We start from the raw sequence: 26726 nt of genomic DNA, 5'->3' as shown, positions 1-26726 counted from the left end.
TCAGTCCAGGACGAAGTTGGCCGCGCTCTCCGGCAGTTCCTCGCCGAAGGCGCGCTGGTAGAACTCGGCGACGAGCGCGCGTTCCAGATCGTCGCACTTGTTCAGGAAGGTTAGACGGAAGGCGAAGCCGACATCGCCGAAGATCTCCGCGTTCTCCGCCCAGGTGATGACCGTGCGCGGGCTCATGACCGTGGAGAGGTCGCCATTGACGAAGGCGGCGCGCGTGAGATCGGCGACGCGCACCATCTTGGAGACGGTGGTGCGGCCTTCCTTGGTGTCGAAATGCTTGGCCTTGGCGAGGACGATCCCGACCTCGTTGTCGTGCGGCAGATAGTTCAGGACGGTGACGATGGACCAGCGGTCCATCTGCGCCTGATTGATCTGCTGCGTGCCGTGATAGAGGCCCGTCGTGTCGCCGAGGCCGACCGTGTTGGCGGTGGCGAAGAGGCGGAAGGCGGGGTGCGGGCGCACGACGCGGCTCTGGTCGAGCAGCGTCAGGCGGCCGGAGGATTCCAGGACGCGCTGGATGACGAACATGACGTCCGGGCGGCCGGCGTCGTACTCGTCGAAGACCAGCGCCACGTTGTGCTGATAGGCCCAGGGCAGGATTCCGTCGCGGAACTCCGTCACCTGCTTGCCGTCGCGCACCGTGATCGCGTCCTTGCCGACGAGATCGATGCGGCTGACATGGCTGTCGAGATTGACGCGCACGCAGGGCCAGTTGAGGCGGGCGGCGACCTGCTCGATATGGGTCGACTTGCCGGTGCCGTGGAAGCCGGACACCATCACGCGGCGGTTCTTGGCGAAGCCCGCCAGGATCGCCAGCGTCGTCGGCTTGTCGAACAGATAGTCCGGGTCGATCTCGGGCACGTGCTGGCCGCCGGCCGAGAAGGCCGGGACCTTGAGACTGGATTCGAAACCGAAGGTTTCGCGGACGGATATGGTGGTGTCCGGCAGGTCCGCCGTCTCCACGATCACTTCCGCTGCGCTCATCATACCTCCACGGGCCGGGCGGGCGTCTCGACGCGGTCGCTGCGGCCGTCTCGTCTCATGCGGCGCGGGAAAGTCGGCACCCGGCCGGCCGAACGGGGATCCCTTTGGAAAGGGCTCCGACGTGCGGCGGTTTAACAGAACCCCGACTGCTTCAGGAGCTTGTAGGCCTGGATGACCTCCCGCAGGCGGTCCTCCGTGCCCCGGTCCCCACCGTTGGCGTCGGGATGGTATTGCTTCACCAAAGCCTTATAGCGCACCCGAATGGTCTCACCAGCCGCATTCTGCGGCAGCGACAAGGTTTCGAGCGCCTTCACCTCCAGGGTGCGCGGCTTTCGCGGCTGGGTCTGCGGCCGCTTGGCACCGTCCTCCCCGAACAGGTCGAAGGTCGGGCGGTTGTGCTTGCTCCAGCGGCGCGGCGCCCCGCTCGGCTTGTCGGAGGGCATCGCGCCCGACGAGTTCGAGCCCATCTTCCAGGTCGGGCGATGGCCGGTCATGGAGGCCTTCAGATAGGCCTGGATGTCCTGGTCCCCGAGCCCGGAGAAGTAGTTGTAGCTCTTGTTGTACTGGCGCACGTGATCGACGCAGAAATGGTAGTAGCTGCCTTCGCGGTCCCGCCCCATCGGCGCCTTGTGCGTGCCCGGCTCTTCGCACCCGACCCAGGCGCAGACGGGCGCCTTGGCCTTCGCCTCCGCCTGCGGATCGGGCCGCACGCGGATGCGGTCGAAATATTTGCTGTCGAGCTTCATGTCGCCGGTGATTATGGGGCTGCGCGCCCAAGCGAACAAGAATTGACAGGCGCGAAATGTCGTCCGAAGACGCGGGGCAGATCCGTAGCCGGATGGGCTGCGCACCCAGGTCCACGAGGGAATGGCCGATGTCCGTCGAAGCCGCGATCCGCTCCAAGCTCCAGGCCGCCTTCGCGCCGGTCTCGCTCGAAGTGCTCAACGAGAGCCATCTTCACGCCGGGCACCACCACGACACCAGCCATCATGCGCCCTTCGACGGAACGGGCGAGACGCATTTCCGCGTGAAGCTCGTGTCCGATGCCTTCGCGGGGAAGGGGAGGGTGGACCGGCACCGCGCCGTCAACGCCGCGCTTTCCGAGGAGCTGAAGGCGGGCGTCCATGCGCTCGCCATCGAGGCGCGCGCCCCCGGCGAACCCGCGCGGCGCTAGGCGCCATGCGGCCTCTGCGGAGGGCTCGGCTGAGACGTCTCGTCGTCCTGCGCCGCCGGCGCTTCGCCGCCGGGCTCGCGCTGACCCTGTCGCTCGCCTTCGTCGCGGGCATGGCCGACGCCATCGGGCTGATCCTCGTCGGCCGCTACGTCTCCTTCATGAGCGGCAACACCACCGAATTCGCGCTGACCGTCGTCGACGGCGAGCTGGGGCCGGCGCTGTTCCTCGCCGCCGTCGTCGGCTCCTTCGTGCTCGGCAACGCGCTGGGCGAGATCGTCATGGCGCTGACGGGGCGGCGTCAGTGGGCGCTGCTTCTGATCGTCGCAGGGCTGATCGCCGTGGTCGTTCCGATGGACGCACTGCCCTGGTCGATCCTGCCGGCCGTGGCCGCGATGGGCGCTCTGAACGCTGCGATCGACCGCGTGGGCGAGAACCCCTTCGGCATCACCTTCGTCACCGGCGCCCTGTCCCGCTTCGGGCGCGGCCTCGGCCGTCTGGTGACCGGCGAGCGCAAGGCGGGCTGGACGCTGCAGGCCGTGCCCTGGCTCGGCATGTTCGCGGGCGTCTTCGCGGGCGCGCTCCTGCACCGCGGCTTCGGCGTCGAGGCGCTCTACGCCACGGCGCTGACGACGCTCGCCGTCGCCTTGGCCTGCCTGCTCATGCCGCGTTCGTGGCGATCCGACTTCACCAGCGCGACCGCCCGGCGGCGTTAGAGTTCGCCTTCGAGGAACGCGCGCACCGCCTGCGGATCGACGTGTCTCTCCACGAAGGCCTGTCCGATGCCGCGCGTCAGGATGAAGGTCAGGCGGCCGCGCGCCACCTTCTTGTCCTGCGCGATCAGCTCCATCAGCCGGTCGGCCGAGAAGCCGCCGCCGGGAATCTCGCCGATCGTCGTCGGCAGACCCGCCGCGCGCAGGTGCGCCACGGCCCGCTCCGCGTCCTGCCCCGGGCACAGGCCCTGCGCGACGCAGAAGCGGTGCGCGAGCGCCATGCCGATGGAGACGGCCTCGCCGTGGACGAGGCGCGCCGCGTCGTAGGCGCAGGCCCCCTCCAGCGCGTGGCCGAAGGTGTGTCCGAGATTGAGAAGCGCGCGGCGGCCCTCCTCGCGCTCGTCGGCCGCGACCGTCTCGGCCTTCGCCCGGCAGCACTCGGCGATGGCCTCGTCGCGCGCCTCGCCGCCCGCGAAGACCCCTTCGCGGTTGGCCTCCAGCCACTGGAAGAAGTCCGGCCGGTCGATCAGGCCGTATTTGACCACCTCGGCATAGCCGGCGGCGAATTCGCGCGGGCTCAGCGTGTCGAGAAGGGTGGTGTCGGCGAGGACGAGGTCGGGCTGGTGGAAGACGCCGACGAGGTTCTTGCCGGCGGACGTGTTGATGCCGGTCTTGCCGCCGACCGAGGAATCGACCTGCGCCAGGAGCGTGGTCGGCACCTGCACGAAGCGTGTGCCGCGCTTGACGATGCCGGCGGCGAAGCCCGCGAGATCGCCGATCACGCCGCCGCCAAGCGCCAGAACCGCGTCTCCCCGCTCCAGCTTGTAGGCGAGCAGGCGTTCGACGAGGGGGACGAGCTGCTCGAAGCTCTTCGTCCGCTCGCCCGGCGGCAGGACGATCGCCTCGGCTTCGATGCCGGCCTGGGCGAGAGCGGCCCGGAGCGCGGGCAGATGAAGCGCGGCCACCGTCTCGTCGGTGACGACGGCGAGGCGCGCGCCGGGCAGGCGCTCGGCGATCTCGCGGCCCGCCTGCGCGATGAGGCTCGGGCCGATCAGGATGTCGTAGCTGCGCGCGCCGAGCTCGACGCGGACGGTGCGCGCGCTCAACGGACGGCCTCGGCGCGGTCGGGCTGCCGGGCGACGGCCTCGATGATCTCCTGCACGATCACCTCGCGTTTGACGTCGCGTGTTTCGATGGCGACGTCCGCGAGAGCGTAGACGGGATAGCGCTTGTCCATGAGGTCCTTCATCACGGCGCGCGGATCGGGCGCGGCAAGGAGCGGGCGTCCCGGCCGCTTGGACACGCGCTCCATCAGAATGTCGAGATCGGCGCGAAGCCAGACGGTGACGGCGCGCTCGCGCAGCACCCGGCGGGTGTCCTCGCGCATATAGGCCCCGCCGCCGGTGGAGATGACGGCCTGCGGCCCGTTCGCCAGACGCGACAGGATGCGCGCCTCCAGCGCCCGGAACTCCGGTTCGCCATAGGCGGCGAACAGTTCGGGCACGCTCATGCGCGAGGCGGTCTCGATCTCGTCGTCGCTGTCGTGGAAGGGAAGGTTCAGGACGCCGGCGAGCCGCCGCCCGACGGTCGACTTGCCCGCTCCCATGAGACCGACGAGCGCCAGCGAGCGTCCGCCGAGGCGCGCGAGCGCCTCTTTCGGGCCGTTCGTCCGGGTGTCGTCCTGATGTGCGGGCAAACCTGTCCGATCCTCCTGCCGCGGCGGTTGAAGGGAGGCCGGGCGTGCCCCATGCGCAAACAGGAAAGACGCCGAAGCGTCAAGCGCGGGACCGGCGCGCGCGGGCCCTCGGGCAGGCAAAGCTTGTCGCGGGCGCTGCCGATTGTTTATGGAACGTCACCCGCCCGCCCGTCCGATCCCGGAGAGCCGAAAGCGCCGATGCCGACCCTCTTCCGCCTCCTGTTGGCGCTTGCCGTCATTGCCGGCGTGACCTTCGCGGCGATGGCGGCGCTGATCCATTTCGTCGAGCCGCGCCGCACGACGATGTCGGTGGACGTGCCGCTCGGCCTGACGCCCGACGAGGGACCGCGCCGGCTCGACACGGGCGTGCCCGATTGAGCCGCGAGGTCGATCTCTTCCTGGAGATGATGGCGGTGGAGCGCGGCGCGTCGCAGAACACGATCGCCGCCTATGGCCGCGATCTCGCCGACGCCGCCGAGTTCCTGGCGGGTCTGGGCACCGGCCTCGATCAGGCCGGGACGAGCGAGCTTCGCGCCTACATGGCCGATCTGGAAGCGCGCGGCTTTGCCGTCTCCAGCCGCCAGCGGCGTCTCTCCTCGCTGCGCCAGTTCCACAAGTTCCTCTATGCCGAAGGCAAGCGCGGCGACGATCCGACCGGCCCGATCGAGGGCGCGCGCCGCGCGCGGGCCCTGCCCAAGCTGATGAGCGAGAGCGAGGCGGGACGGCTGCTCGATCAGGCGGAGGCGGAGGCGGGGGAAACGGGCCTCTCGCCCGGCGCGCTCGCCCGGGCGCGGCGCATGCATGCGCTGGTCGAGCTTCTCTATGCGACGGGCCTTCGCGTGTCGGAGCTCGTCGCGCTGCCGCGCTCCGTCCTCGCCTCCAGGGGACGGGCGATCGTCGTGAAGGGAAAGGGCGGACGCGAGCGCATGGTGCCGATCGGCGAGCGCGCCCGCGACGCGCTGGAGGCCTTCGCGCAGGCGGCGCGCGCGGCCGGCACGGCGCCCGGCGAAGCCTGGCTCTTCCCGGCGCTGTCGGAAAGCGGGCATCTGACGCGCCAGGCCTTCGCGCGCGATCTGAAGGGGCTCGCCGCGCGCGCCGGACTGTCGCCCGCCAAGGTGTCCCCGCATGTCCTGCGTCATGCCTTCGCCAGCCATCTCCTGCAGAACGGCGCCGACCTTCGCGCCGTGCAGGAGCTGCTCGGCCACGCCGACATCTCGACCACGCAGATCTACACCCATGTGCTCGAGGAGCGCCTGATGCGCCTCGTCACCGATCATCACCCGCTCTCGGAGCTGTCGCGCGCGTGAGCGTTTCCTTGACAGGACAGCGGTCGATAGCCAGTTTGCGCCCCGGATCGGGCGGGGTTCTCACCGCCGAAAGGACGGCCTCGGGCCGCTGACGAATGCACAATTATCTCGACTTCGAAAAGCCGGTCGCCGACCTCGACTCGCAGATCATCGAACTCAAGCGCATCGGCGGCGACGCCGATTCGCTCGACGTGTCGGAGGACATCGCGCGGCTGGAGAAGCGTTCGCGCGACGCGCTCGAAGAGCTCTACCGCAAGCTGACGCCCTGGCAGAAGACGCAGGTCGCCCGCCATCCTGACCGCCCGCACTGCGTGGACTATCTGAAGGCGCTGATCACGGACTTCACGCCGCTGGCCGGCGACCGCTACTTCGCCGAGGACCATGCCGTCCTCGCCGGCTTCGGCCGCTTCCAGGGCGAGGCGGTGGCCGTGATCGGCCAGGAGAAGGGCGCGGACACGCAGGGCCGGCTGAAACACAATTTCGGCATGGCGCGCCCCGAGGGCTACCGCAAGGCGGTCCGCATCATGCGGCTGGCCGACCGCTTCAAGCTGCCGGTGCTCACGCTGGTCGACACGGCCGGCGCCTATCCGGGCATCGGGGCCGAGGAGCGCGGACAGGCCGAGGCCATCGCCCGCTCGATCCAGACCTGCCTCGACCTTCGCGTGCCGCTGGTCTCGCTCGTCATCGGCGAGGGCGGCTCGGGCGGCGCCATCGCGATCGCGACGGCCAACCGCGTGCTGATGCTGGAGCATGCGATCTACAACGTCATCGCGCCGGAGGCGGGCGCCTCGATCCTCTACCGCGACGCCGGGCGCGCCAAGGACGTGGCGCAGGCCATGAAGATGACCGCGCAGGACCTCAAGGGCTTCTCGATCGTGGACACGATCGTGGAGGAGCCGATCGGCGGCGCGCATCGGGGGCGCGAGGCGGTCTTCGAGGCCGCCCGCGCGGCGATCGCGGACGCTCTTTCGGAGCTGTCGCAGCTCGACGGCGATGCGCTGCGGCGCGAGCGCCGGCAGAAGTTCCTGGCGATCGGGCGCGACCTGAAGGTCTGACCGCGCGCCTCGCCTCTTCCTCTGTCGTCCACCCGACATGCGAATTTCACTTCTCTTTGCCCGCGCTTTTTGCTTTCTTCACGATGGCGCGAGGTGCGAGCCTCGCCGGACGGTGCATTTTGTGACTGCGCCTTAACCTGCGGGTAAGGCTGATGGCGCAGAAAGAGGGGAAGTGGCCGGACGATCCTCGGGGCGCAGTCCCGATGCGAGCCCGGTCGGGGAAGGGCCCGGCTCGCGCCGTGCCGGAGGCGTTCCGCGGCGATGCCGCAGGATGCCCGGCAGGCCGGACGGGGTAGGGGAACGCAGTCCATGTCCGTGCGCCGTCTCGCCACCGCCGCCTTCGTCGCCGTCGGCATGACCGTTCTGGCCGGTTGCCAGGGCGCCGGGCTGGAGGACCTTCTGGGCGCGGAGGCACCCCTGCCGCCCGGTCTCGTGCGCACCATCGCCGCCAACGACATGGGCGTGAACTCGCCGATCCTGCTTCGCATCTTCAAGGAAGAGTCCGAGCTGGAGGTCTGGAAGCAGACCTCGAACGGCAGCTTCCAGCTGCTCAAGACCTACCCGATGTGCGCCTGGTCGGGCGTTCTGGGCCCGAAGAAGAAGGAGGGCGACCGTCAGGCGCCCGAGGGCTTCTACGCCGTCTCGTCCGGGCAGATGAACCCGAACTCCTCCTACCATCTATCCTTCGATCTCGGCTATCCGAACGCCTTCGACCGGGCCAACGAGCGCACCGGCTCGCATCTGATGGTCCACGGCTCCTGCTCGTCCATGGGCTGCTACGCCATGGACAACAACCAGATCACCGAGATCTACGCGCTCGCCCGTCACGCCTTCCAGGGCGGGCAGGGCGCCTTCCAGGTCCAGGCCTTCCCCTTCCGCATGACGCCGCAGAACATGGCGCGCCATCGCAACAACGAGCACATGCCCTTCTGGCGCGTGCTCAAGCAGGGCTACGACCGCTTCGAGCTGACGCGCCGGCCGGTCGCGGTCGGCGTCTGCGAGCGCCGCTACGTCTTTGACGCCGTCCTGTCCGACGGCCGCACGCTCGACGCGCAGGGCCAGTGCCCGCCCATCGAGGAGCCGATGGCCGTCGCCCAGCGCCGCATGGCGGACGAGGCCGCCGAGGAGGCCCTGGCCGCACGGATGAACCCGAGCGACTTCGCCGTGGCCGTCACCTATTCCTACACGACGGGCCAGCCGCTTTCGGCCGAGGCCTATGCCCGCGAGCAGAACCGCCGCCCCGGCTACGACCGCCACGGCAACCGCATCCAGGCGAACACCTCGGTCTTCCGCTCGCTGCTCGGCCGTTGAGGACCGGGCCGGCTCAGCCTGTGCGGCCCGCGAGCACGGCGCCGACCGGCTCGGGCGGCAGCGCCTTTAGCCTGCGCAGGCCGATCGCCCCTCGCAGCCGCCGCGAAAGCGCGTCGATCGCGATCGTCAGCAGCATCGTCGCCAGAAGCAGGACGAAGGCCCGGTCGATCCGGATCTCCTGGATCGCGCGATCCACGAAGAAGCCGAGCGTGGCGATGCCGAGAAGCCCGATGATGGCGGACTCGCGCACGATGATCTCCCAGCGATAGAGGCAGAGCGCCAGGAACGAGCCGTAGATGCGCGGCAGGAGTTCGTAGGCGTAGAGCACGATCCCGCGCGGCGCGTCGGCGCGAAGCTCCGGCACGAGGTGGCCGGACTGCCGCCCGAGGAGATGGGCGATGATCGCGCCGTTGTGCAGCCCGAGAGCGATCACGGCCGGCAGCATGGACGGCCCGAGGATCTGCAGGGCGATGTAGGCGAGCATGTATTCGGGCGTCGAGCGCCCGATCACGAGAGCCAGATGGCCGAAGACCGCGCCGAGGCGGCCCGAGACCTCGCGCACGATCAGCGGGAAGGCGAGGAGCGCGACGATCCCGGCCGTAACGAGAGCGAGCTGCGCGACGATCAGCGTCGCGGTCAGCCCGGGCAGGGCCTGCTGGAAGAGCAGCGTCGTCAGCCAGTTCCAGAAGGCGGTCCAGGTCTCGATCTCCGCCAGATCGCCGTTGCGCAGCGGCGCGGGCACGATGTCCTGCGTCAGGAAGCGCAGGAGCGCGCCGTCCGCCATCGGGGGCGCGGCGAGCGAGGCCATCATGGCGATGGCGGCGATCAGATAGACCGGCGCGAGCGCCGGGCGCATCCACCAGCGCATGGTGGCGATGAGCACGTAGTAGATGACGAGGACGGCGGCGACGGCGCCGTACTGGCCCTGGCGGAAGAAGGTGTCGAGCGAGTAGCCGAGCGTCGGCAGCCCGACGAAGCCGAGGACCGCGCTGGAGCGCAGCCCGCATTCCAGCCGGTAGAGGCTGTAGGTCAGGAATTGCGGGCGGGCGAGCGGAAGCCTCGCGAAGAGATGGACCGAGACCCGGTCTGCGCGCGGCGGCATGGCGGCGGCAGGGCGCGGGTCGGCCTCGTCGAGATATTCCGAAAAGACCTTCGCGAAGATCCCCGAATAGGGGATGGCGATGGCGAGGATGCCCGTCGTCGCCGAGAGACCGGTGATCTGGAGGAGCAGAAGCGCCCAGAACAGCTCGTGGATCGAGCGGGCCGCGACGCAGACGAGGCGCACGGCCCGCAGCCGGTAGAAGGGCGCGAGCAGGAAGCCGACGCTCCCCCCGGCGGCCACCCCGCAGACGGCGAAGGCGATCGTGAGCAGGGCCGCGCTCGCAAGGGCGGAGACGGCCGAGAAGTCCGGCGAGAGGAGGCCGACGCCCATGCGGGCGAGCTGGCTCCACGGGTCGTGGCCCGTGACCTGCAGATCGGCGAAGGGCAGCACCGCGAGCGCCGCCGCCACGAAGAGGCAGGCCGCGCCGAGCCGTCCGAGCCGGACCGGCTCGGACGCGCGCGATGCGTCTTTGCGGGCCTGCGGGGGTCGCGCCGCCTCGTCGGTTCTACGCATCGGATGTTTCGAACGAGGATCCGCCCATCGAGCCGTCGCCGTAGAGGCGGCGGATGTCCTCCTGCCCGACCTCGTCCGCCTTGCGGTCGAACAGGATGCGCCCGGCGCGAAGTCCGACGAGCCGCGTGGCGAAGGACCGCGCGAGCGCCACGTCGTGCAGGGCGACGAGGGCCGTCTCGAAGCGCGTGGCGATCGCCTCGGTGAGCTGCGCCGCCTGGCGCTCGTCCACCGCCGAGACCGGCTCGTCGGCGATCAGGAGCGCGCCGCCGCGATGGAAGGCGCGGGCGAGCGCGGTCCGCTGTTTCTGGCCGCCCGAGAGGCTTTCCACCGTCCGGCGGTCGAGACCCGAAAGGCCGACGGCCTCGATGGCGGCGCCGACCCGCCGGCGCTCGGACGGAAACGGCCAGACGAGATTGGCGAGGTTGTAGGCCGCGCCATGCGCGTCGAGCCGGCCCATGAAGACGTTGTGAAAGACCGAGAGCTGGGGAACGAGCCCGTGCTCCTGGGGAACGAGCGCGACGTCGTCGCGCGTCTCCGCAAGGCGCCGATAGGCGGCGGCGAGCAGCGTGCTCTTGCCCGCACCGCTGCGCCCGAGCAGCACGACGCGCTCACCGGCCTCGATCCGGAAGTCGAGGCCGGAGAGAACGGCCGTCCCGCCATAGGCGAGCGTCTCGTCGCGGAAGCGAAGCACCGTACGTGTCAGTCCAGGATGCCGAGCGCCCGCGCCGTCTCCTCGATCGGCGCGTAGTCCTCGTTGGAGGCTTTGACGAAGGCCGCGCGCGGAAAGGAGGCGAGAAGGTCCGGGTCGTCCATGCCGATCAGCGCGGCCTGAACGCGCTCGGCGAAGCCCTCGCCGAACTGAGCGTCCACGTCGCCCCGGATCGTCCAGTTGTAGTCGGGATAGGGCGGCGTCTGCCAGATCACCTTGGCGCTCTCGACCTCGGGCGCGCCTTCGGCCACGGCCGTGTCGTAGACGGTGTAGTTCAGCGCGCCGACCTGGAACGCACCGGTCGAGACCAGCCGGAGCGTCTGCCCGTGGTCGCCCGAGAAACCGACGCGCGAGAAGAAGTCCTCCGGTGCCTCGCCCGTCTCCTCGCGGATGTAGAAGTCCGGGAAGAGGCGGCCGGAGGTCGAGGTCTGCGCGCCGAAGGTGAAGGTCATCCCCCGTGCTTCCTCGGGGAAGGCGTCGCTGCGCTCCAGCCCTGTGTCCTTGTGGGCGATGAAGTAGGAGACGAAGGCCATGTCCTCGTCGCCCTGCGCGATCGCCTGCGAGCCGGGAACGGCGAGACGGGCCTGAACCCCGGACAGGCCGCCGAACCAGCCGAGCTGGATCTGCCCGTTGCGGAAGGCGGTGACGGAGGCGGCGTAGCTGTTCACCGGAACGTAGGCGACGGGCACGCCGAGCTCTTCCGACAGATAGTCGGCGACGGCGCCGAAGCGCTCCATCAGCCGCGTCTCGTCGTCGTCCGGAATGGCCGAGAAATAGAGCGTGGGCGGGGTCTGGGCGTGCGCGGTCGCAAGGCTGCCGGCTGTCGCGAAGACAGCAGCGGCCGCGACGCCGATCGGGCGAAGCATGGCGTTCCTCCAACGAAGTCAGGTGAGCTGCGCCTGAAGTGGATCGGCGGCACGAGAGGCCGGCGGTCCATCGCCGTTTGAGCGTGAGCGCGCACGGCGCATCGACGGCGGCTTCGAGAAGCTCTGCGAATCCTAAAGGGGGCTGACGCAGGCTTCAAGGGCGGCCGAGGCTTCGCCCAACGAGAGACGGCCCGCCGGCGATGCCGACGGGCCGTCTTCGAAGGGATGAGGAGGGCCGGCTCAGGCCTCGGCGAAGGCGCCGTGGCAGTGCTTGAACTTCTTGCCCGAGCCGCAGGGGCAGGCCTCGTTGCGCGCCACCGGACCCCAGGTCGAGGGATCGTTGGGGTCGCGGTTCTTCGGCTGCGTCAGGAAGGGCGAAGAACCGGCGAGGCCGGCCGCCGCCGAAGCGCGTGCGCCGGGCTGCGCGGGCGCAGGACCCGGTGCGCCGTCCGCCATCTCGTCCTCGCCGGTCGTCGCATCGATATGGTGGCCGTGCATCGGCGGGGGCGTCGGCGCGACGCGCTCCTCCGGCCGCACCAGCTCCACGCGCGACATCTGCTGGGTGACGCGTTCGCGCAGGCTGTCGAGCATGGACTGGAAAAGCTCGAAGGCTTCCGACTTGTACTCGTTCAGCGGGTCGCGCTGCGCATAGCCGCGGAAACCGACGACCGAGCGTAAGTGGTCCAGATTGACCAGATGCTCGCGCCACAGGCCGTCGATCGTCTGGAGGACGACCGAGCGCTGGACATAGGTCGAGACCTCGGGGCCGAAGCGCTCGCGCTTCTCCAGCGCGGCCTTGTCCACCGCCTCCTGGATGCGCTGCCGGATGTCGGCATCGTCGATGCCCTCTTCCTCGGCCCAGTCCTTGATCGGCAGGTCGAGGCCGAAGATCTCCTTCACGTCCTCCGCGAGCTCAGCGGTCTCCCACTGCTCGGGATAGGCCGTCTCGGGCATGCGGCGGGCGACGAGCTTCTCGACCGTCTCCTCGCGCATGTCGTCGACGCTCTCGTCCAGCGACGTCGCGTCCATCAGTTCGAGCCGCTGCTCGAAGATGACCTTGCGCTGGTCGTTCATCACGTCGTCGTATTTCAGAAGGTTCTTGCGGATGTCGAAATTGCGCGCCTCGACCTTCTTCTGCGCGTTCTCCAGCGCCTTGTTGATCCAGGGATGGACGATGGCCTCGTCCTCCTTCAGGCCGAGGCGGGACAGCATCGTGTCCATGCGCTCGGACCCGAAGATCCGCATCAGGTCGTCCTGCAGCGAGAGGTAGAACTTGGAGCGGCCGGGATCACCCTGGCGGCCGGAGCGGCCGCGCAGCTGGTTGTCGATGCGGCGCGATTCGTGGCGCTCGGTGGCGAGCACGTAGAGGCCGCCCGCCGCCAGCGCCTGCTCCTTCAGGCGCTGCACGTCGGCCTTGATCGCGGCGGCCTTGGCGTCGCGCTCGGGGCCTTCGGGCATGTCCTTCAGCTCGTGCTCGAGGCGCATGTCGAGATTGCCGCCGAGCTGGATGTCGGTGCCGCGACCGGCCATGTTGGTGGCGATCGTCACCGCGCCGGGCACGCCGGCCTGCGAGACGATGTAGGCCTCCTGCTCGTGGTAGCGCGCGTTCAGGACCTGGAAGTCCTTGAGGCCCGCCTCGCGAAGGCGCGTCGCCAGAAGCTCGGACTTCTCGATCGAGGTCGTGCCGACGAGGATCGGCTGGCCGCGCTGCGCGGCGTCGCGGATCTCGGCGGTGATGGCTTTGAACTTCTCGTCGAAGGTCCGGTAGACCTCGTCGTGCTCGTCGCGGCGCTGCACCGGCAGGTTGGTCGGCACCTCGATGACGTCGAGCCCGTAGATGTCGCCGAACTCGGCGGCTTCCGTCGAGGCCGTGCCGGTCATGCCGGCGAGGCGCTTGTAGAGGCGGAAGTAGTTCTGGAAGGTGATCGAGGCGAGCGTCTGGTTCTCGGGCTGGATCGTGACGCCTTCCTTGGCCTCCAGCGCCTGATGCAGACCCTCCGAGAAGCGCCGGCCCGGCATCATGCGGCCGGTGAACTCGTCGATGATGACGATCTCGTCGCCCCGGACGATGTAGTCCTTGTCGCGCTGGAACAGCGAATGGGCCTTCAGCGCGTTGTTGACGTGGTGGACGACCGCCACGTTCTCGATGTCGTAGAGCGAGGCGCCCTGGAGATGGCCGGCGGCTTCCAGGAGCCGCTCCAGCTTCTCCGTGCCGTCCTCGGTGAAGGAGACCTGCCGCTGCTTCTCGTCCAGCTCGTAGTCGGTCGCCCGGTCGAGCTGCGGGATGAAGGCGTCGATGGTCTTGTAGAGCTCGGAGCGGTCGTCGAGCGGGCCGGAGATGATGAGCGGCGTGCGCGCCTCGTCGATCAGGATCGAGTCCACCTCGTCGACGATGGCGTAGTGGTGGCCGCGCTGCACCATCTGCGCGCGCTCGTACTTCATGTTGTCGCGAAGATAGTCGAAGCCGAGTTCGTTGTTCGTCGCGTAGGTGATGTCGCAGGCATAGGCCTCGCGGCGCTGCTGGTCCGACAGGCCGTGGACGATGACGCCGTAGGAGAGGCCGAGGAAGTTGTAGATGCGGCCCATCTGGTGGGCGTCGCGCGTGGCGAGGTAGTCGTTCACGGTGACGACGTGGACGCCCTTGCCCTCGAGCGCCTTGAGGTAGACGGGCAGCGTCGCCACCAGCGTCTTGCCCTCGCCGGTGCGCATCTCGGCGATGGAGCCGCCCGCCAGCACCATGCCGCCGATCAGCTGCACGTCGAAGGGGCGCAGGCCGAGCGTTCGCTTGGCCGCCTCGCGCACCACCGCGAAGGCGGGGACGAGAAGGTCCTCGACGCTCCTTCCGGCCGCGATCTCCTGACGGAAGCCGTCGGTCTTGGCCCGCAGCGCGTCGTCGGAGAGGGCGGAGAACTCGGCCTCCAGCTCGTTGATCTGCCGAACCTTGGCGTCGAAACGCTTCACGATCCGGGACGACGACGAGCCGAACAACTTGGCCGCCAGGCCGCCGAGACTGACCATCTGAAAGATGTCCTTCCGTATCGATAGAGGCGGCCGCATCTTGGGACCGGCTCCGGGCCCGCCGAGACCGGCGGGACTGGATCAGACCCTTGAGATGAACCGGAAACGGCTGGACTTTGGGAACGGGCGAGAGATAAGAGGGGCCCTATGCGATGTCAACGCCGCGACACGCGGCGCCGAAGGGCGCCTTCCGGCTCGAGACAAGGCCCGTTCGGGCGCAAGAGGCCGGTCCCTTCCCGTTTCCATCGCCATCCAACGAGGACGAGCGCATGACCAAGACCCATCTCGCGCGCCTGGCCGCCGCCGCGCTGCTTCTGTCGTCGACGGCCTTGGCCGCGAACGCGCAGGAGAGCGCCCCGGCCGGGACCCCGCCGGCCGCGGCCGAGCCTGCCGCCCCGGCCGAGCCGGTGGATCCGGCCGCCGTCGTGGCGCGCGTCGGCGGCTCCGACATCACCGAGGGCGATCTGGCGGCCGCGCTCGCCGACCTCGGCCCCCAGTTCGCCCAGCTGCCGCCCGAGCAGGGGCGCATCGCCGTCCTCGCGGCCCTCATCGACATCCGTTCGCTGAGCCTGGAGGCGCAGGAGGCGGGCCTGCAGAACGATCCGCTGGTGGAGCGCCGCATCGCCTTCCTGCGCGACCGTGCGCTTCACAACGCCTATTTCGAACAGGAAGGCGTCGACGCGATCACCGAGGAGGAGCTGCGCGCGCGCTACGATCAGGAGATCGCGGCGATGGTGCCGGCCGAGCCGACCGAGGAGGTCAACGCGCGGCACATCCTCGTCGCCACCCGCGAGGAGGCCGAGGCGATCATCGACGAACTCGACAATGGGGCGGACTTCGCCGAACTCGCCACCGAGCGCTCTTCCGATCCCGGTTCGGGTCAGCGCGGCGGCGATCTCGGCTGGTTCGGGCCCGGCCAGATGGTGCCGGCCTTCGAGCAGGCGGCCTTCGCGCTGGAGCCCGGCTCCTACACCGAGGAGCCGGTGGAGTCGCAGTTCGGCTGGCACGTGATCCAGACCACGGACAAGCGCATGGCCGAGCCGGCCCAGCCGCCTGCCTTCGAGGACGTCGCCGATCAGGTCCGTCAGGTCGTCCTGCGCGAGCGCTACATCGAGATCGTGCGCGCCGCGCGCGAGGACCTCGAGGTCGAGTACGTGGATCCCGAGATCCAGTCGCAGATCGAGGAGATGGAAGCCGCGATGGAGGGCGCCGCCGACGGCGAGGCCCCGGCCGAGGGCGAGACGCCCGCCGCGCAGTGACGAAACGGGGCGGCCCTTCCCGGCCGCCCTCTTCTTCTTCCAGAGCGCCGTGCGTCCGGTTGGACGCACAAAGGTCGCTCTGTCTCTCTGAATCCGCGCATCAGGCCTTTCGAAAATCGATCTCGATTTTCGGGCCGATGCTGTAGGAGATCGAACGGATGAGTGCCGCCATCTCGCCGCTGGCCCCGAAGACCTATGCCGAGCTCGGCCCCATCGAAGGGGTGCGGATCGCGACCGCCGCCGCGGGCATCAAGTACAAGGGGCGGACCGACGTTCTGATGATGGTGCTCGACGAGGGAACGAGCGTCGCGGGCGTCTTCACCACGTCGAAATGTCCGTCCGCGCCGGTCGATTTCTGCCGCGAGAGCCTGAAGGGCGGGCGCGCCCGCGTTCTCGTCGTCAATTCGGGCAACGCCAACGCCTTCACCGGCGCCAAGGGGCGCGAGACGACGCGGCTGACGGCCGAAGCCGCCTCGGCCGCGCTCTCCTGCGGCACGGACGAGGTGTTCCTCGCCTCCACCGGCGTCATCGGCGAGCCGCTGCCCGCCGAGAAGTTCTCGCACCTCCTCGCCGACATGGCGGGCGAGGCGCAGCCGTCGCGCTGGCGCGAGGCGGCCGAAGCCATCATGACGACCGACACCTTCCCGAAGATCGCGACCCGAAGCGCCGAGCTCGACGGCCGCCGGGTCACGATCAACGGCGTCGCCAAGGGCGCGGGCATGATCGCGCCCGACATGGCGACGATGCTGTCCTTCGTCGCCACCGACGCGGCGATCGAGCCGGCGGTTCTGCAGACGCTTCTGGCGCAAGCCGTCGGCCCGAGCTTCAACTCGGTCACGGTCGATTCCGACACCTCCACCTCCGACACGCTGCTCCTCTTCGCGACGGGCAAGGCCGGCAACGCGCCTGTCGCCGACGCTTCCGACACGGGGCTCTCGGAGTTCCGCGCCGCGCTCGGCGATCTCCTGCTCGACCTCGCACGCCAAGTGGCGCGGGACGGGGAGGGCGCCCGCAAGGAGATCCAGGTGACGGTGGAAGGCGCCGTCGACGACGCTTCGGCCAAGCGGATCGCGCTCTCCATCGCCAACTCGCCGCTGGTGAAGACGGCGGTTGCGGGCGAGGACGCCAATTGGGGCCGCGTCGTCATGGCCGTCGGCAAGGCCGGCGAGCCCGCCGACCGCGACAGGCTGTCCATCTGGTTCGGGACCGTGCGCGTCGCCGTCGAGGGGGCACGCGACCCGCATTACAGCGAGGCCGAGGCGTCCGCCGCCATGAAGGCGGACGAGATCGCCATCCGGGCGGATATCGGCCTCGGAAGCGGCCGCTGGACCGTCTACACCTGCGATCTGACCAAGGACTATGTCGCGATCAATGGCGACTATCGAAGCTGAGCGCTTGAAGCGGCTCGCCATCGTCCGCCGGCTAGAGGCGGCGGGCTTCCGGGCCTGGCCCGCCTCCAGCACGGCCTATGACGGAACCTGGTGCGTTCGCACCACGACCGGCTTTCCGGCGCGGCGCCTGAACTCGGTGAACCCGCTCGACCCTTCGGACGACCAGCATATCGAGGCGCGGGTGCGCCGCGCGGTCGAGCACTTCCGGAGCGTCGGCCGCCAGCCGATCTTCCGCCTCTCGCCATTGGCGCCGCAGCGGCTGATAGACCATCTCGACGAGGCCGGCTGGGGCCGCGAGGCGGAGTCGCTGGTGCTCGTCGGCGACCTTGTCTCGATCGACCTCTCGGAGGCGATCGACCGCATCCCGATCCGCGACGGGCTGCGCTACCTCGAAGCCTCGCTGATCGTGCACGAGCGCCCGCCGGAGCTGCGCGAGGGTCTGTTCGAGATCCTGTCCTCGATCCGGCCCTCCACCGCCTTCTTCGTGCGCGAGGACCGGCGCGAGAACCCGGTCGCGGTGGCGCTCGCCATCACGGACAACGATCTGGCGGGGCTTCTCGACGTCGCCGTCTCGCCGCACATGCGCCGGCGCGGGCTCGGCCTCGACCTCGTGCGCACGGCGCTGCGCCACACGCTGCATCGCGGCGCCAGGACCGGCTGGCTGCAGGTGGAGGCGGACAATGCCGCCGGCCTCGCTCTGTATCAGGGGCTCGGTTTCCGCGAGGCCTACCGCTACGTCTACCGCACCGCGCCGTGACACTTGCGGGCTTTACCCCATCGGCCTAACTTCGTGACCAGAGTGGTCACGGAGGGCGTCCAATGCGGGAGATTCAGCTTCGGGACGCAAAGAGCGGACTGTCCAAGCTCGTGGACGACGCGGTCGCGGGAACGCCTTCCGCCATCACGCGGCATGGACGGCCGACCGCCGTGGTCGTCGGGATCGAGGAATGGCGTCGCCTGAACGCGGCCGTTCCGAGCTTCGCCGACTTCCTCCTGATGGCGCCCTTCGAGGACGACGATCTTCCGGCGCGCGGCGATGGGCCCGTGCGCGCGATCGACCTTTGAAGGGCATCCTCCTCGACACCAACGTGATCTCTGCGTCCTCGCCGTTGCGGGCGGGAGACGGCGACCTGAAGCTTCGGCGGTGGCTGGTGGATCGAAGCGACCGGCTTCATCTGCCGGCAGTCGCGATCGGGGAGATCCGCGCGGGCGTCGAGGCCGCCAGGGCCAAGGGTCACTCTCGGAAGGCAGACGCTCTCACACTCTGGCTCTCTCAGTTGATCCTGGTCTTCGACGGACGGGTTCTCTGCGTGGATCTTCGGGTCGCCGATCTGTCTGGCGTTCTCCTCCAGTGTGCTCGCTCGGCCGGCCACGACATCGGATGGATCGATGCGCAGATCGCGGCGACCGCGGAAGCGAACGAGCTCCTGCTCCTCACGCGGAACGTGCGGCATTTCGCGCCGCTGGGTGTCGACTTCCGCGATCCCTTCGCCGAAGACGTGGCGACGCTCGATGCGCTTCTTCAAGGTTGAATGCCATGCCCACCCCTCGTCTCGTCCTCGTCGCGGCCTGTGCGCTTCTCGATTCCGACGGGCGGGTGCTGATCTGCGAGCGGCCGGCCGGCAAGACGCTGGCCGGGCTCTGGGAGTTTCCCGGCGGCAAGGTGGAGACCGGCGAGACGCCGGAGGAGACGCTGATCCGCGAGCTGGCCGAGGAGATCGGCATCGTCACCAAGGCCGACTGCCTGGCGCCGCTGACCTTCGCCAGCCACGCCTATGACGACTTCCACCTCCTGATGCCGCTTTATGTCTGCCGGCGCTACGAGGGGATCGCCCGCCCGCTCGAAGGCCAGCGGCTGAAATGGGTGCGGCGTCGCGAGCTCCGCGACTATCCGATGCCGCCGGCGGACCTGCCGCTGATCCCGCATCTCGTCGATCTCTTCTGACCGGAAGGGCGCTGTTTTAAGTCGAATTTTACCGAGATCGGAGATGATCGGTGCACTCTCGCCGGAGACACCGACATGCCGCCCGTATCCCGTTCGGCCGATGCCCGTTCGACGTCCTCGCGTCCGGCCGATGCCGGGCAGGCCGCGCTCCGCCAGTTCCGCCGCGCGCTGCTGCGCGCGGGCGTCGCGGCCGGTTCGCTGGCCGTCCTCGTCGTCATGGTGTTCGGCAATGGCAGCGAGCGGCCCCTGCGCGAGGCCGATCGCGGTCTCGTCCTCGACGAGGTGATGACGGGCAGCATCGCGGCGCCCTCGCGCTACGTCTCCAGCCGCTCGGTGCTGCAGGCGCCGGGCAGCTCGCCCTGCCTGCTCTACCCCGACGGCTCGCGCCGGGGCGACTGCTGAAGCCTCAGCGGCTCTTGAGAGCGTCAGCGAGGCTGACCTTGGCGCTGCCGGGCTTCAGCGGCTTCTGCTGGCTCTCGTGCGGGCGCCAGCCGGACAGGTGGATGACGTCGAAGGTCGCGCGCACTCGTCCGTCCGCATCCGAGAAGCGCTGCGCGTAGATCTCGGCCGCGCGCAGGAACAGGCGGCGCGAGACCGGCCGGCGCGAGCGCGCCAGAAGAACGTTGGCGCCCCCCATCGCGCGGATGTCGGCCATCAGCTGGAACATCGTGTCGTAGCGGATCGTCAGCCGGTCCTGGTCGATGACCGGCAGAGCGAAGCCGGCGCGCTGCAGGAGGCCGCCCGCATCGCGCAGCTCGGCGAAGGGCAGGACGCGCGGCGAGGCGCCGCCGGAAATCTCGGTCTCGGCCGCGATGAGCGCGGCCCGCAGCTCGTGCAGCGTCTCGCCGCCGAGCATGGTGCCCAGGAACAGGCCGTCGGGCCGCAGCGCGCGCCGGACCTGGACGAGCGTTCCCGGCGTGTCGTTGGTCAGATGCAGCGCGAGGTTCGAGACGACGAGGTCGAAGCTTTCCGGTTCGACCGGCAGCGCCTCGATGTCGCCGACGGGATCGTCCACGGCCCCCTGCTGCGGCCCCGGGCGGAGCCGGAGGAGCCGCCCGACCTGGCCCGTCGCCTCGACCGCGCGGGCGCACTCTCCGCCGTCGCCGCCCAGGTCCAGTCCGGCCTCGAAGCGCCGCTGGACGAGGGACAGCCGTTCGGCGAGGTCCTCGGCCACGTGCCGCGCGAGGAAGAGCGGCGGCTCCTGGCCTTCGCGCGACCAGCGCGCCCGCTGGCGCTCAAGCAACGCCTTGTCGAAGGGTTCGGCGCTCATCGCTGTCGGTCTCCTCGCATGCCGATGTCCGCGAAGACCGGCTGTCGCGGCCCGCTTGTCGTTCCGCGCAAGTGGCGTATCGTGCCGCGCGGCACAAGTGGAGACCGGTCCTTGTTCCTGTCGCAGATCGCAAGCGGGCTGGCGCATATCCTCTACCCGCCCGTCTGCATGGGATGCCGGACGGCGGTCGGGAGCGACGGCGCGCTCTGCCCGCACTGCTGGGCTCAGGCGCCGTTCCTGGAGCGGCCGGTCTGCGACGTTCTCGGCCTGCCCTTCCCCTACGATCCGGGCGAGGGCGCCGTCTCGCCGCTCGCCATCGCAAAGCCTCCGGTCTTCGATCGCGCCCGCGCCGCCATGCTGCACGAAGGGGTCGGCGCGCGGCTGGTGGCCCAGCTCAAATACTCCGACCGCACGGACCTCGCGGTCGCGATGGCGCTCTGGATGGAGCGGGCCGGCACCGAGCTGATCGCCGAGGCCGACGCTCTGGTGCCCGTTCCGCTCCATCGAAACCGGCTGGTGCGCCGGCGCTTCAACCAGGCCGCCGAGCTCGCCCGGCATCTCTCGCATCGAACCCGCATTCCCTATCGACCGCTGGCGCTGGAACGCGTCAAGGCGACGGCCAGCCAGGTCGGGCTGGGTGCGAAGGCCCGGGCGCGGAACGTGCGGGGCGCCTTCGCCGTCGCCGAGCGCCGCCGGCACGAGGTGGAGGGCCGGCGCATCCTCCTCGTCGACGACGTGTTCACCACCGGCTCGACCGTCTCGAGCGCGGCCCGCGCGCTGAAGCGGGCGGGCGCCCTTCGCGTCGACGTGCTCACCTTCTCCAGGGTTGCGGAGAACGCGCTCTGACAGCATATGTCGGGCTTCTTCCTCGCGAGGCGCGCCATGCCCGACATCGTCATCTACACGAGAGACTTCTGCGGTTTCTGCGCGCGGGCCAAGGGCCTGCTGCAGTCGAAGGGCCTCGCCTTCGAGGAGAAGGACGCGACCTACGAGCCGGCGCTGCGCCAGGAGATGATGCAGCGCTCCGGCCGCACGACCTTCCCGCAGATCTTCATCGGGCAGACGCATGTCGGCGGTTGCGACGATCTCTTCGCCCATGAGCGCGACGGCCGGCTCGACGCGCTCCTGAACGCGGGCGCCTGACATGGGCGGGACCTTTCGCGCCGCCGTCCTGCAGATGCGCTCGGGCACCGAGCCCGCCCGCAACATCGAGGCGATGGAAAAGCTGGTCGCCGAGGCGGCCGCCAAGGGCGCGCGCTACGTGCAGACGCCGGAGATGACCGGTATGCTCGTGCGCGACCGCGAGCGGTTCCGCGAGCTCCTCCGGCCGGCGGATTCGGACAAGGTCGTTGAGGCCGCGAGCGCGCTAGCGCGGCGCCATTCGATCGTCCTCCATGTCGGCTCGACCGCCGTCGATGCGGGCGAGGGGATGGCGGCCAACCGGGCCTTCCTGTTCGGGCCGGACGGCGCGCGGATCGAGACCTACGACAAGATCCACATGTTCGACGTCGATCTCGACAAGGGCGAGAGCTGGCGCGAATCCAGCACCTATCGGCCGGGCACGCGGGCGAGCGTGGCCGATCTCTCGATCGGCGACGCTTCGGTCCGGCTCGGCTTCGCCGTCTGCTACGACATCCGCTTTCCCGAGCTGTTCCGCGCGCAGGCGCTGGCGGGCGCCGAGGTTCTCACCGCGCCTGCGGCCTTCACCCGCCAGACGGGCGAGGCGCACTGGCATGTCCTGCAGCGCGCCCGCGCGATCGAGAACGGCGCCTTCCTCGTCTCCGCCGCGCAGGGCGGGCTTCACGAGGACGGCCGCGAGACCTACGGACATTCGCTGATCGTCGATCCATGGGGCCGCGTCATCGCCGAGGTGGACGGCGACGAGCCGGGCATCGCGGTCGCCGAGATCGACGTCGCCCAGGTGGCGGCCGCGCGGGCGAAGATTCCCAATCTCGCCAATCGACGCGCCTTCTCGACCGATTTCGCCGAGCGCGCGGCAGAGCCCGCGCGATGATCCGCTTCGATCTTCGCTGCGGCGAGGGCCATGGTTTCGACGGCTGGTTCCGCTCCGGCGACGACTTCGAACGCCAGCAGGAGCGGCGCCTCGTCGCTTGCCCGCATTGCGGCTCCGACCGGGTCGAGAAGGCGCTGATGGCGCCTGCGGTCTCGGCCGCGACGCGCGCGCGCGGAGACGGGGCGAAGGCGCCTGTCGCCGGAGGCCTGCCGCCCGAGAGGGCGGCGGAGATCCGCTCGCAGCTCCAGGCCATGGCGCGCGAGCTTCGCAAGGGCTCGCACGATGTCGGCGAGCGCTTCGCGGAGGAGGCGCGCCGCATCCATTTCGGCGAGGCCGAGAAGCGCCGCATTCACGGTCGCGCCACGCAGGAGGAGGTGAGGGCGCTCGCCGAGGACGGCATCCCCGCGCTCCCGCTGCCGGCCCTGCCGGAGGACCGGCATTGAGCGAGGTCGTCTCGCGGGGAAAGGTCTGGCGCAAGGCGCCGAGCCCCTGCATCTCCGTCTGCAAGTTCCGGGACAAGGGCCATTGCATCGGCTGCTCGATGACAAAGCCCGAGAAGAAGGCGTTCAAGCGGTTGAAGAAGAAGGAGGCGAAGAAGGCCTTCTTCCTCGAACTGCTCCAGCGCCTCGAAGAGAACGGTCGCCTCGCCTACTGGACGCGCATGTACCGTCGCCGTTGCGTCAAGAAGGACCGGCCGTGCCCGCTCGACCGGCTCGACACGGTGGAAAAGACGGGCAAGGCGGCCTAACTGGAACCTTTCCAGACAAGGGCGGTGATCTTTGAGCGAGACGACGAGAGAGAGCGACGCGCGCGAGGCCTGGGCCAGCGCCCCGTCGCCTTGCGTGGACGTGTGCAAGTACAAGCGCGCCGGGCGCTGCGTCGGCTGCTCCATGACCAAGGCGGAGAAGGATTCCTTCCCGTCCTCCGGCGGCGCCGAGGCCAAGCGCGCCTTCTTCGAGACCCTGTTCGAGCGCTTGCGCACCGAGCACAAGAACCCGGCCTTCTGGGCCATCGCCTATCGCCGCAAATGCGAGCGCGACGGCGTTCCCTGTCCGCTCGACTTCGAGGAGTAGGGTGCTGCGCCCGTCGGGGGCGCGAGGGTCCGATCCAGACGAAAAGGCCCGCCGGATCGCTCCGGCGGGCCTTTTCGGTTCGAACGTGGAGCGCGGCCTACTTGAGGTGGGCGCGCAGGAACCAGGCGAACTTGTCGTGCGTCTCGATGCGCGCGGTGGCGAGATCGTTGGTCGCCCAGTCGCCGTGCTCCTCGGCGACCTGCGCCAGCGAGGACAGGGTGGCCGACAGGGTCTCCTGATCCTTCAGGAGCGCCTCGATCATGCCGCGCGCGTCGGCATGGCCGTCATGCTCCTTGATCGCGGAGCGCTCCAGATAGACCGAATGACGGCCCTCGGCATGGGCGTCGAACGCCTTGATGCGCTCGGCCAGCGTGTCCTGCGCCTCGAAGTGATCCTCGTAGATCTTCTGGAACAGCTCGTGCAGCGGACCGAAGGACATGCCGGTCACGTTCCAGTGGAAGTTCTGAGCCTTCAGGGTCTCGATCGCCGTCTCCGCCAGAGCCTGCGTCAGGCCGTTGACGATGTCTTCCTTGGCGGTCGGTTCGATCTTGGCGGCAACGAAGCCCATGGGTCTCTCCTTCAAGAGGTCAGTGTGGTGGGCGTCGTCCGCCCGAATTGGAATGATTACAAACTAGCGACTCCGAGAACGCAGATCAACCCCTCTTTGGAATCATTCTAAAGAAGGATCGCGTCGCGAGATCGAAGCTGGAAAACTGGAGTAAGAAAATCAAGTTCCGACTCCACCTCTGGAAGCCGGAGCTGGCCTGCGGCTTGCGGAGATGAGGGGAGCGGTGCCGCATTCGCGGCATCCCGAACGACGCGTCGCGTGGTCGCCAGCTGCGGCCCGGCCTGTGAACCGGGATCGCGCGGAGGGAAGCGCGATGGCACGAACGGAATGGGATTCTGTCGTGAGACCGCCGAAGCGGCTCCGGTTAGGCGTCGAGCGCGCGGACCAGCCCGTTCGCGACGAAGCGCATCCAGCGGCGCGAATGCGGCGCGACGCGCCAGGCGACGAGGGCGCCGGCCGCGGCATCCTCGCCCCGCCGATAGGCTGCGATGAGGCGGAGCAGCCAGCACTCGTCGTCGCTGATCGCGCTCGCGCCGGGCCGGTAGAAGGTCATGTCGGAGGTCGAGGCGGCCGAAAGGCCGTGGAAGAAGACGGCGGCGTAGCGCTCCAGCGAGGCGTCGCGCTCGCCGGCCAGAAGGTAGCAGGCCCGCTCCAGGTCGTTGCGGGGGGCGAGCTGCGCGCGCAGCGCCAGCCAGCGAAGCCGATCGAGCTCGCGCCGCTCGTCCGCGTCGAGAACGCGCGCGGCGGCCATCCGCTCCGCCGTCGGGCAGCGCGGGAAGGCGAGGACGCGGCGGTCCTCCGCTTCGTTCGACGCTCGCAGTGCGATGGCCGCCATGGCTGGTCCCGTCTCTGGTCTCGTCAGCGGAGCGCGGAACGGCGCTCCCCGAAAACTTGATCCGACGGGGCGGGATTTAGCATCTCCCCTTGGCCTTGGCAAAGGCCGCGCCGCTAACTCCTTCGTGCGACGACCATGTAGTTGACGTCCGTGTCGCGCGAGCGGCGCCATTCGTCGGCGAGAGGGTGGTAGACGACGCCGGTCCTGCCCGTCATCGTCAGTCCGGCCCGGGTCAGCGGGCCTTCGATCTCATCGGGCCGAACCAGCTTGGAGAACTGATGCGTGCCCTTCGGCAGCCAGCCGAGCACGTATTCCGCGCCGAAGATGGCGAAGGCGCCGGCCTTCAGCGTGCGGTTGATCGTCGCGACGACCAGGAGGCCGCTGGGCTTCACCATGTTGGCGCAGGAGGTGAGGAAGAGGTCCACGTCGGCGACATGCTCGACGATCTCGAGGGCGAGCACCACGTCGAACCGCTCGCCGGACTCGTCGAGGGCTTCGGCCGTCGTCGCGCGGTAGTCGATCGGCAGCCCGCTCTCCTCGGCGTGGAGACGCGCCACTTCGATATTGGTCTGAGAGGCATCGACGCCGACGATGTCGGCGCCCAGCCGGCTCATCGGCTCGCAGATCAGCCCGCCGCCGCATCCGATGTCGAGGATGCGCAGGCCCTCGAAGGGGCGGATCGAGCGAAGATCCCGGCCGAAATTCTCGCCGATGGTCTCGCGCAGATAGGCGAGGCGGACGGGGTTGAACTTGTGGAGCGGCTTGAACTTGCCCTTCGGGTTCCACCATTCGGCGGCCAGTCGCGAGAAGCGCTCGATCTCGCCGTCGTCGATCGTGGTCGCGCGTGCCTGGCTCATCGAAGGGTCCTTTCGCAGATCTCCGATCAGCGCATGTTCGCTCAAGGGCGCCAAAGTCAAGCGGCCGGCGTCCCGCCGGCCGCCTGACGGTCGTGCGGGCTTCGCTTAGCCGCCGACGATCGTCCCGCCGTTCGGATGCAGGACCTGGCCCGTCATGAAGGAGGAGTCCTCGCAGGCGAGGAACAGGACCGAGGGCGCGATCTCGTTCGGCTGGCCCGCCCGGCCCATCGGCGACTGCGACCCGAAGTCCTCCACCTTCTCCGCCGGGAAGGACATCGGAATGAAGGGCGTCCAGACGGGGCCGGGCGCCACGCCGTTCACGCGGATCTTCGAGTCCACGAGGTTCGAGGCCATCGAGCGCGTCAGCGCCGTGATCGCGCCCTTGGTCGAGGAATAGGCGATCAGCGAGTCGTTGCCCTTGTAGGAGTTGACCGAGGTGACGTTCACGATCGCCGCGCCGGCCTTCAGATGGTCGAGCGCGGCCTGCATCATGTAGACATAGCCGTAGACGTTGGTCTCGAAGTGCTTGGCGAGCTCCTCGGGCGTCAGCTTGCGCAGGTCCTCGTCCTCGGACTGGTGGCCGGCATTGTTGACGAGGATGTCGAGCTTGCCGAATTGCGCGACCGTCTTCTCGACCGCCTGACGGCAGAAGCCCTTCGAGCGCACGTCGCCCGCGATCAGGAGGCATTTGGCGCCCTCCGCCTCGACGGCCTTGCGCGTCTCCTGCGCGTCCTCCTCCTCGTCGAGATACATCACCGCGACATTCGCGCCCTCGCGCGCCAGGAGCACGGCACACGCGCGCCCGATGCCGCTGTCGCCGCCGGTGACGATCACGACCTTGCCGTCCACGCGCCCCGATCCGGGGTAGCGCGGCATGAATTCGGGCGCGGGCGTCATCTCGCTCTCGCGCCCCGGCGTCTGGTCCTGATGCTGGGCCGGAATCTGGCTCATCGGTCTTGTCCCTTCGATCTCGTGGAAGCCGCGCCGATCGCGCGGCGTCTGTCGGGAGGCGAATCGTCGGCGGGAAGGGACCGTTCCGAAAAGCGCACATGCGGTTCGT

At 69.4% G+C, this 26726-nt stretch carries 31 protein-coding genes and 2 pseudogenes; 19 read left to right on the top strand and 14 right to left on the bottom strand.

All coding sequences use genetic code 11. The features are described from left to right. Positions 1-993 (bottom strand): cobaltochelatase subunit CobS, encoded by a 993-nt coding sequence (gene cobS / locus AC6R2M_RS14555; protein WP_500483338.1) that lies wholly within the window; start codon positions 991-993, stop codon positions 1-3. Between the two features lie 131 nt (positions 994-1124). Continuing rightward, on the bottom strand, positions 1125-1739 hold the full coding sequence (locus AC6R2M_RS14550) for a J domain-containing protein (protein WP_500483336.1): 615 nt from the start codon (positions 1737-1739) through the stop codon (positions 1125-1127). Positions 1740-1867: 128 nt separating this feature from the next. On the opposite strand from AC6R2M_RS14550, the gene AC6R2M_RS14545 reads away from it, so the two are divergent. Beyond that, positions 1868-2167 carry a BolA family protein gene (locus AC6R2M_RS14545; RefSeq protein WP_500483334.1) on the top strand — a complete coding sequence of 100 codons (300 nt, stop codon included), beginning with the start codon at positions 1868-1870 and terminating at the stop codon, positions 2165-2167. 5 nt (positions 2168-2172) lie between these two features. Next, a complete protein-coding gene (locus AC6R2M_RS14540; protein ID WP_500483332.1) occupies positions 2173-2880 on the top strand; it encodes a YoaK family protein in 708 nt (235 codons plus the stop codon). Here the strand turns inward: AC6R2M_RS14540 and aroB are convergent. Together aroB and AC6R2M_RS14530 are read right to left on the bottom strand one after the other, a co-directional pair. Continuing rightward, positions 2877-3983, bottom strand: coding sequence for a 3-dehydroquinate synthase (gene aroB, locus AC6R2M_RS14535; protein ID WP_500483330.1), 1107 nt, complete (start codon positions 3981-3983; stop codon positions 2877-2879). The two genes, AC6R2M_RS14540 and aroB, sit on opposite strands and share 4 nt — an antisense overlap. Continuing rightward, positions 3980-4573: a shikimate kinase gene (locus AC6R2M_RS14530; RefSeq protein ID WP_500483328.1), complete on the bottom strand. Its 594-nt coding sequence runs from the start codon at positions 4571-4573 to the stop codon at positions 3980-3982. The genes aroB and AC6R2M_RS14530 overlap by 4 nt, the downstream gene beginning before the upstream one ends. Before the next feature lie 198 nt (positions 4574-4771). Between AC6R2M_RS14530 and AC6R2M_RS14525 the strand changes: the two genes are divergently transcribed. The 4 genes from AC6R2M_RS14525 to AC6R2M_RS14510 all read left to right on the top strand — a co-directional run bounded on the left by AC6R2M_RS14525 (position 4772) and on the right by AC6R2M_RS14510 (position 8246). Next, positions 4772-4951, top strand: coding sequence for a histidine kinase (locus AC6R2M_RS14525; RefSeq protein ID WP_500483326.1), 180 nt, complete (start codon positions 4772-4774; stop codon positions 4949-4951). After that, positions 4948-5880, top strand: a complete 933-nt coding sequence (locus AC6R2M_RS14520; RefSeq protein ID WP_500483324.1) for a site-specific tyrosine recombinase XerD — start codon at positions 4948-4950, stop codon at positions 5878-5880. The genes AC6R2M_RS14525 and AC6R2M_RS14520 overlap by 4 nt, the downstream gene beginning before the upstream one ends. 95 nt (positions 5881-5975) lie before the next feature. Next, positions 5976-6935, top strand: a complete 960-nt coding sequence (locus tag AC6R2M_RS14515; RefSeq protein WP_500483322.1) for an acetyl-CoA carboxylase carboxyltransferase subunit alpha — start codon at positions 5976-5978, stop codon at positions 6933-6935. A gap of 309 nt (positions 6936-7244) precedes the next feature. Continuing rightward, positions 7245-8246, top strand: coding sequence for a L,D-transpeptidase family protein (locus AC6R2M_RS14510; RefSeq protein WP_500483320.1), 1002 nt, complete (start codon positions 7245-7247; stop codon positions 8244-8246). A gap of 13 nt (positions 8247-8259) precedes the next feature. Here the strand turns inward: AC6R2M_RS14510 and AC6R2M_RS14505 are convergent, their stop codons facing one another. From AC6R2M_RS14505 to secA, 5 genes and pseudogenes are all read right to left on the bottom strand, one after another. Then, complete coding sequence (locus AC6R2M_RS14505) at positions 8260-9861, bottom strand: PhnE/PtxC family ABC transporter permease (RefSeq protein ID WP_500483318.1); 1602 nt, start codon at positions 9859-9861, stop codon at positions 8260-8262. Next, positions 9854-10552: an ATP-binding cassette domain-containing protein gene (locus AC6R2M_RS14500; RefSeq protein WP_500483316.1), complete on the bottom strand. Its 699-nt coding sequence runs from the start codon at positions 10550-10552 to the stop codon at positions 9854-9856. Before AC6R2M_RS14500 ends, AC6R2M_RS14505 begins: the two co-directional genes overlap by 8 nt. An 8-nt stretch (positions 10553-10560) precedes the next feature. Next, positions 10561-11436 (bottom strand): putative selenate ABC transporter substrate-binding protein, encoded by an 876-nt coding sequence (locus tag AC6R2M_RS14495; protein WP_500483314.1) that lies wholly within the window; start codon positions 11434-11436, stop codon positions 10561-10563. Between the two features lie 240 nt (positions 11437-11676). Further along, positions 11677-11796, bottom strand: a pseudogene (locus AC6R2M_RS14490) (SEC-C metal-binding domain-containing protein); the annotation flags it as partial. An 89-nt stretch (positions 11797-11885) separates the two neighbouring features. Beyond that, positions 11886-14454, bottom strand: a pseudogene (gene secA / locus AC6R2M_RS14485) (preprotein translocase subunit SecA); the annotation flags it as partial. 269 nt (positions 14455-14723) lie between these two features. Here secA and AC6R2M_RS14480 point away from each other — a divergent pair. From AC6R2M_RS14480 to AC6R2M_RS14450, 7 genes are all read left to right on the top strand, one after another. Next, positions 14724-15713 (top strand): peptidylprolyl isomerase, encoded by a 990-nt coding sequence (locus tag AC6R2M_RS14480; RefSeq protein ID WP_500483312.1) that lies wholly within the window; start codon positions 14724-14726, stop codon positions 15711-15713. A 158-nt stretch (positions 15714-15871) separates the two neighbouring features. Continuing rightward, a complete protein-coding gene (gene argJ, locus AC6R2M_RS14475) occupies positions 15872-17104 on the top strand; it encodes a bifunctional glutamate N-acetyltransferase/amino-acid acetyltransferase ArgJ (protein ID WP_500483310.1) in 1233 nt (410 codons plus the stop codon). Next, positions 17073-17861 (top strand): GNAT family N-acetyltransferase, encoded by a 789-nt coding sequence (locus AC6R2M_RS14470; protein WP_500483308.1) that lies wholly within the window; start codon positions 17073-17075, stop codon positions 17859-17861. The genes argJ and AC6R2M_RS14470 overlap by 32 nt, the downstream gene beginning before the upstream one ends. Positions 17862-17923: 62 nt before the next feature. Continuing rightward, positions 17924-18169, top strand: coding sequence for a type II toxin-antitoxin system Phd/YefM family antitoxin (locus tag AC6R2M_RS14465; protein ID WP_500483306.1), 246 nt, complete (start codon positions 17924-17926; stop codon positions 18167-18169). Continuing rightward, entirely contained in the window at positions 18166-18636 is a 471-nt protein-coding gene (locus tag AC6R2M_RS14460; protein ID WP_500483304.1) for a PIN domain-containing protein, read from the top strand. Before AC6R2M_RS14465 ends, AC6R2M_RS14460 begins: the two co-directional genes overlap by 4 nt. Before the next feature lie 5 nt (positions 18637-18641). Beyond that, positions 18642-19049, top strand: a complete 408-nt coding sequence (locus tag AC6R2M_RS14455; protein WP_500483302.1) for a (deoxy)nucleoside triphosphate pyrophosphohydrolase — start codon at positions 18642-18644, stop codon at positions 19047-19049. 75 nt (positions 19050-19124) lie between these two features. After that, positions 19125-19451, top strand: coding sequence for a hypothetical protein (locus AC6R2M_RS14450; protein WP_500483300.1), 327 nt, complete (start codon positions 19125-19127; stop codon positions 19449-19451). Between the two features lie 4 nt (positions 19452-19455). On the opposite strand, the gene AC6R2M_RS14445 is transcribed toward AC6R2M_RS14450, so the two are convergent. Then, positions 19456-20319 (bottom strand): methyltransferase domain-containing protein, encoded by an 864-nt coding sequence (locus AC6R2M_RS14445; RefSeq protein ID WP_500483298.1) that lies wholly within the window; start codon positions 20317-20319, stop codon positions 19456-19458. 111 nt (positions 20320-20430) lie between these two features. On the opposite strand from AC6R2M_RS14445, the gene AC6R2M_RS14440 reads away from it, so the two are divergent. From AC6R2M_RS14440 to AC6R2M_RS14415, 6 genes are read left to right on the top strand one after another with little or no spacing between them, the layout of a single operon-like run. Beyond that, on the top strand, positions 20431-21165 hold the full coding sequence (locus tag AC6R2M_RS14440) for a ComF family protein (protein ID WP_500483296.1): 735 nt from the start codon (positions 20431-20433) through the stop codon (positions 21163-21165). Between the two features lie 36 nt (positions 21166-21201). Beyond that, a complete protein-coding gene (gene grxC / locus AC6R2M_RS14435; protein ID WP_500483294.1) occupies positions 21202-21462 on the top strand; it encodes a glutaredoxin 3 in 261 nt (86 codons plus the stop codon). Between the two features lies 1 nt (position 21463). After that, positions 21464-22333 (top strand): carbon-nitrogen hydrolase family protein, encoded by an 870-nt coding sequence (locus AC6R2M_RS14430; RefSeq protein ID WP_500483293.1) that lies wholly within the window; start codon positions 21464-21466, stop codon positions 22331-22333. Beyond that, positions 22330-22776 carry a DUF1178 family protein gene (locus AC6R2M_RS14425; RefSeq protein ID WP_500483291.1) on the top strand — a complete coding sequence of 149 codons (447 nt, stop codon included), beginning with the start codon at positions 22330-22332 and terminating at the stop codon, positions 22774-22776. Before AC6R2M_RS14430 ends, AC6R2M_RS14425 begins: the two co-directional genes overlap by 4 nt. Beyond that, positions 22773-23081 (top strand): DUF1289 domain-containing protein, encoded by a 309-nt coding sequence (locus AC6R2M_RS14420; RefSeq protein ID WP_500483290.1) that lies wholly within the window; start codon positions 22773-22775, stop codon positions 23079-23081. The genes AC6R2M_RS14425 and AC6R2M_RS14420 overlap by 4 nt, the downstream gene beginning before the upstream one ends. A gap of 31 nt (positions 23082-23112) precedes the next feature. After that, positions 23113-23406: a DUF1289 domain-containing protein gene (locus AC6R2M_RS14415; protein WP_500483288.1), complete on the top strand. Its 294-nt coding sequence runs from the start codon at positions 23113-23115 to the stop codon at positions 23404-23406. A 97-nt stretch (positions 23407-23503) separates the two neighbouring features. On the opposite strand, the gene AC6R2M_RS14410 is transcribed toward AC6R2M_RS14415, so the two are convergent. From AC6R2M_RS14410 to AC6R2M_RS14395, 4 genes are all read right to left on the bottom strand, one after another. Then, entirely contained in the window at positions 23504-23974 is a 471-nt protein-coding gene (locus AC6R2M_RS14410; protein ID WP_500483286.1) for a Dps family protein, read from the bottom strand. A gap of 364 nt (positions 23975-24338) precedes the next feature. Beyond that, the gene (locus AC6R2M_RS14405) at positions 24339-24809 is read right to left on the bottom strand and encodes a hypothetical protein (protein WP_500483284.1); all 471 of its coding nucleotides are present in this window, start codon (positions 24807-24809) and stop codon (positions 24339-24341) included. A gap of 113 nt (positions 24810-24922) precedes the next feature. After that, positions 24923-25666, bottom strand: coding sequence for a bifunctional 2-polyprenyl-6-hydroxyphenol methylase/3-demethylubiquinol 3-O-methyltransferase UbiG (gene ubiG / locus AC6R2M_RS14400; RefSeq protein WP_500483282.1), 744 nt, complete (start codon positions 25664-25666; stop codon positions 24923-24925). A 105-nt stretch (positions 25667-25771) separates the two neighbouring features. After that, positions 25772-26617 carry an SDR family oxidoreductase gene (locus tag AC6R2M_RS14395; protein ID WP_500483280.1) on the bottom strand — a complete coding sequence of 282 codons (846 nt, stop codon included), beginning with the start codon at positions 26615-26617 and terminating at the stop codon, positions 25772-25774. Between the last annotated feature and the right edge of the window lie 109 nt (positions 26618-26726).

Source organism: Aureimonas sp. CAS (genome assembly GCF_059838215.1).
The sequence above is the reverse complement of the archived record's forward strand: the minus strand, read 5'-3'. Positions and strand labels throughout refer to the sequence as shown.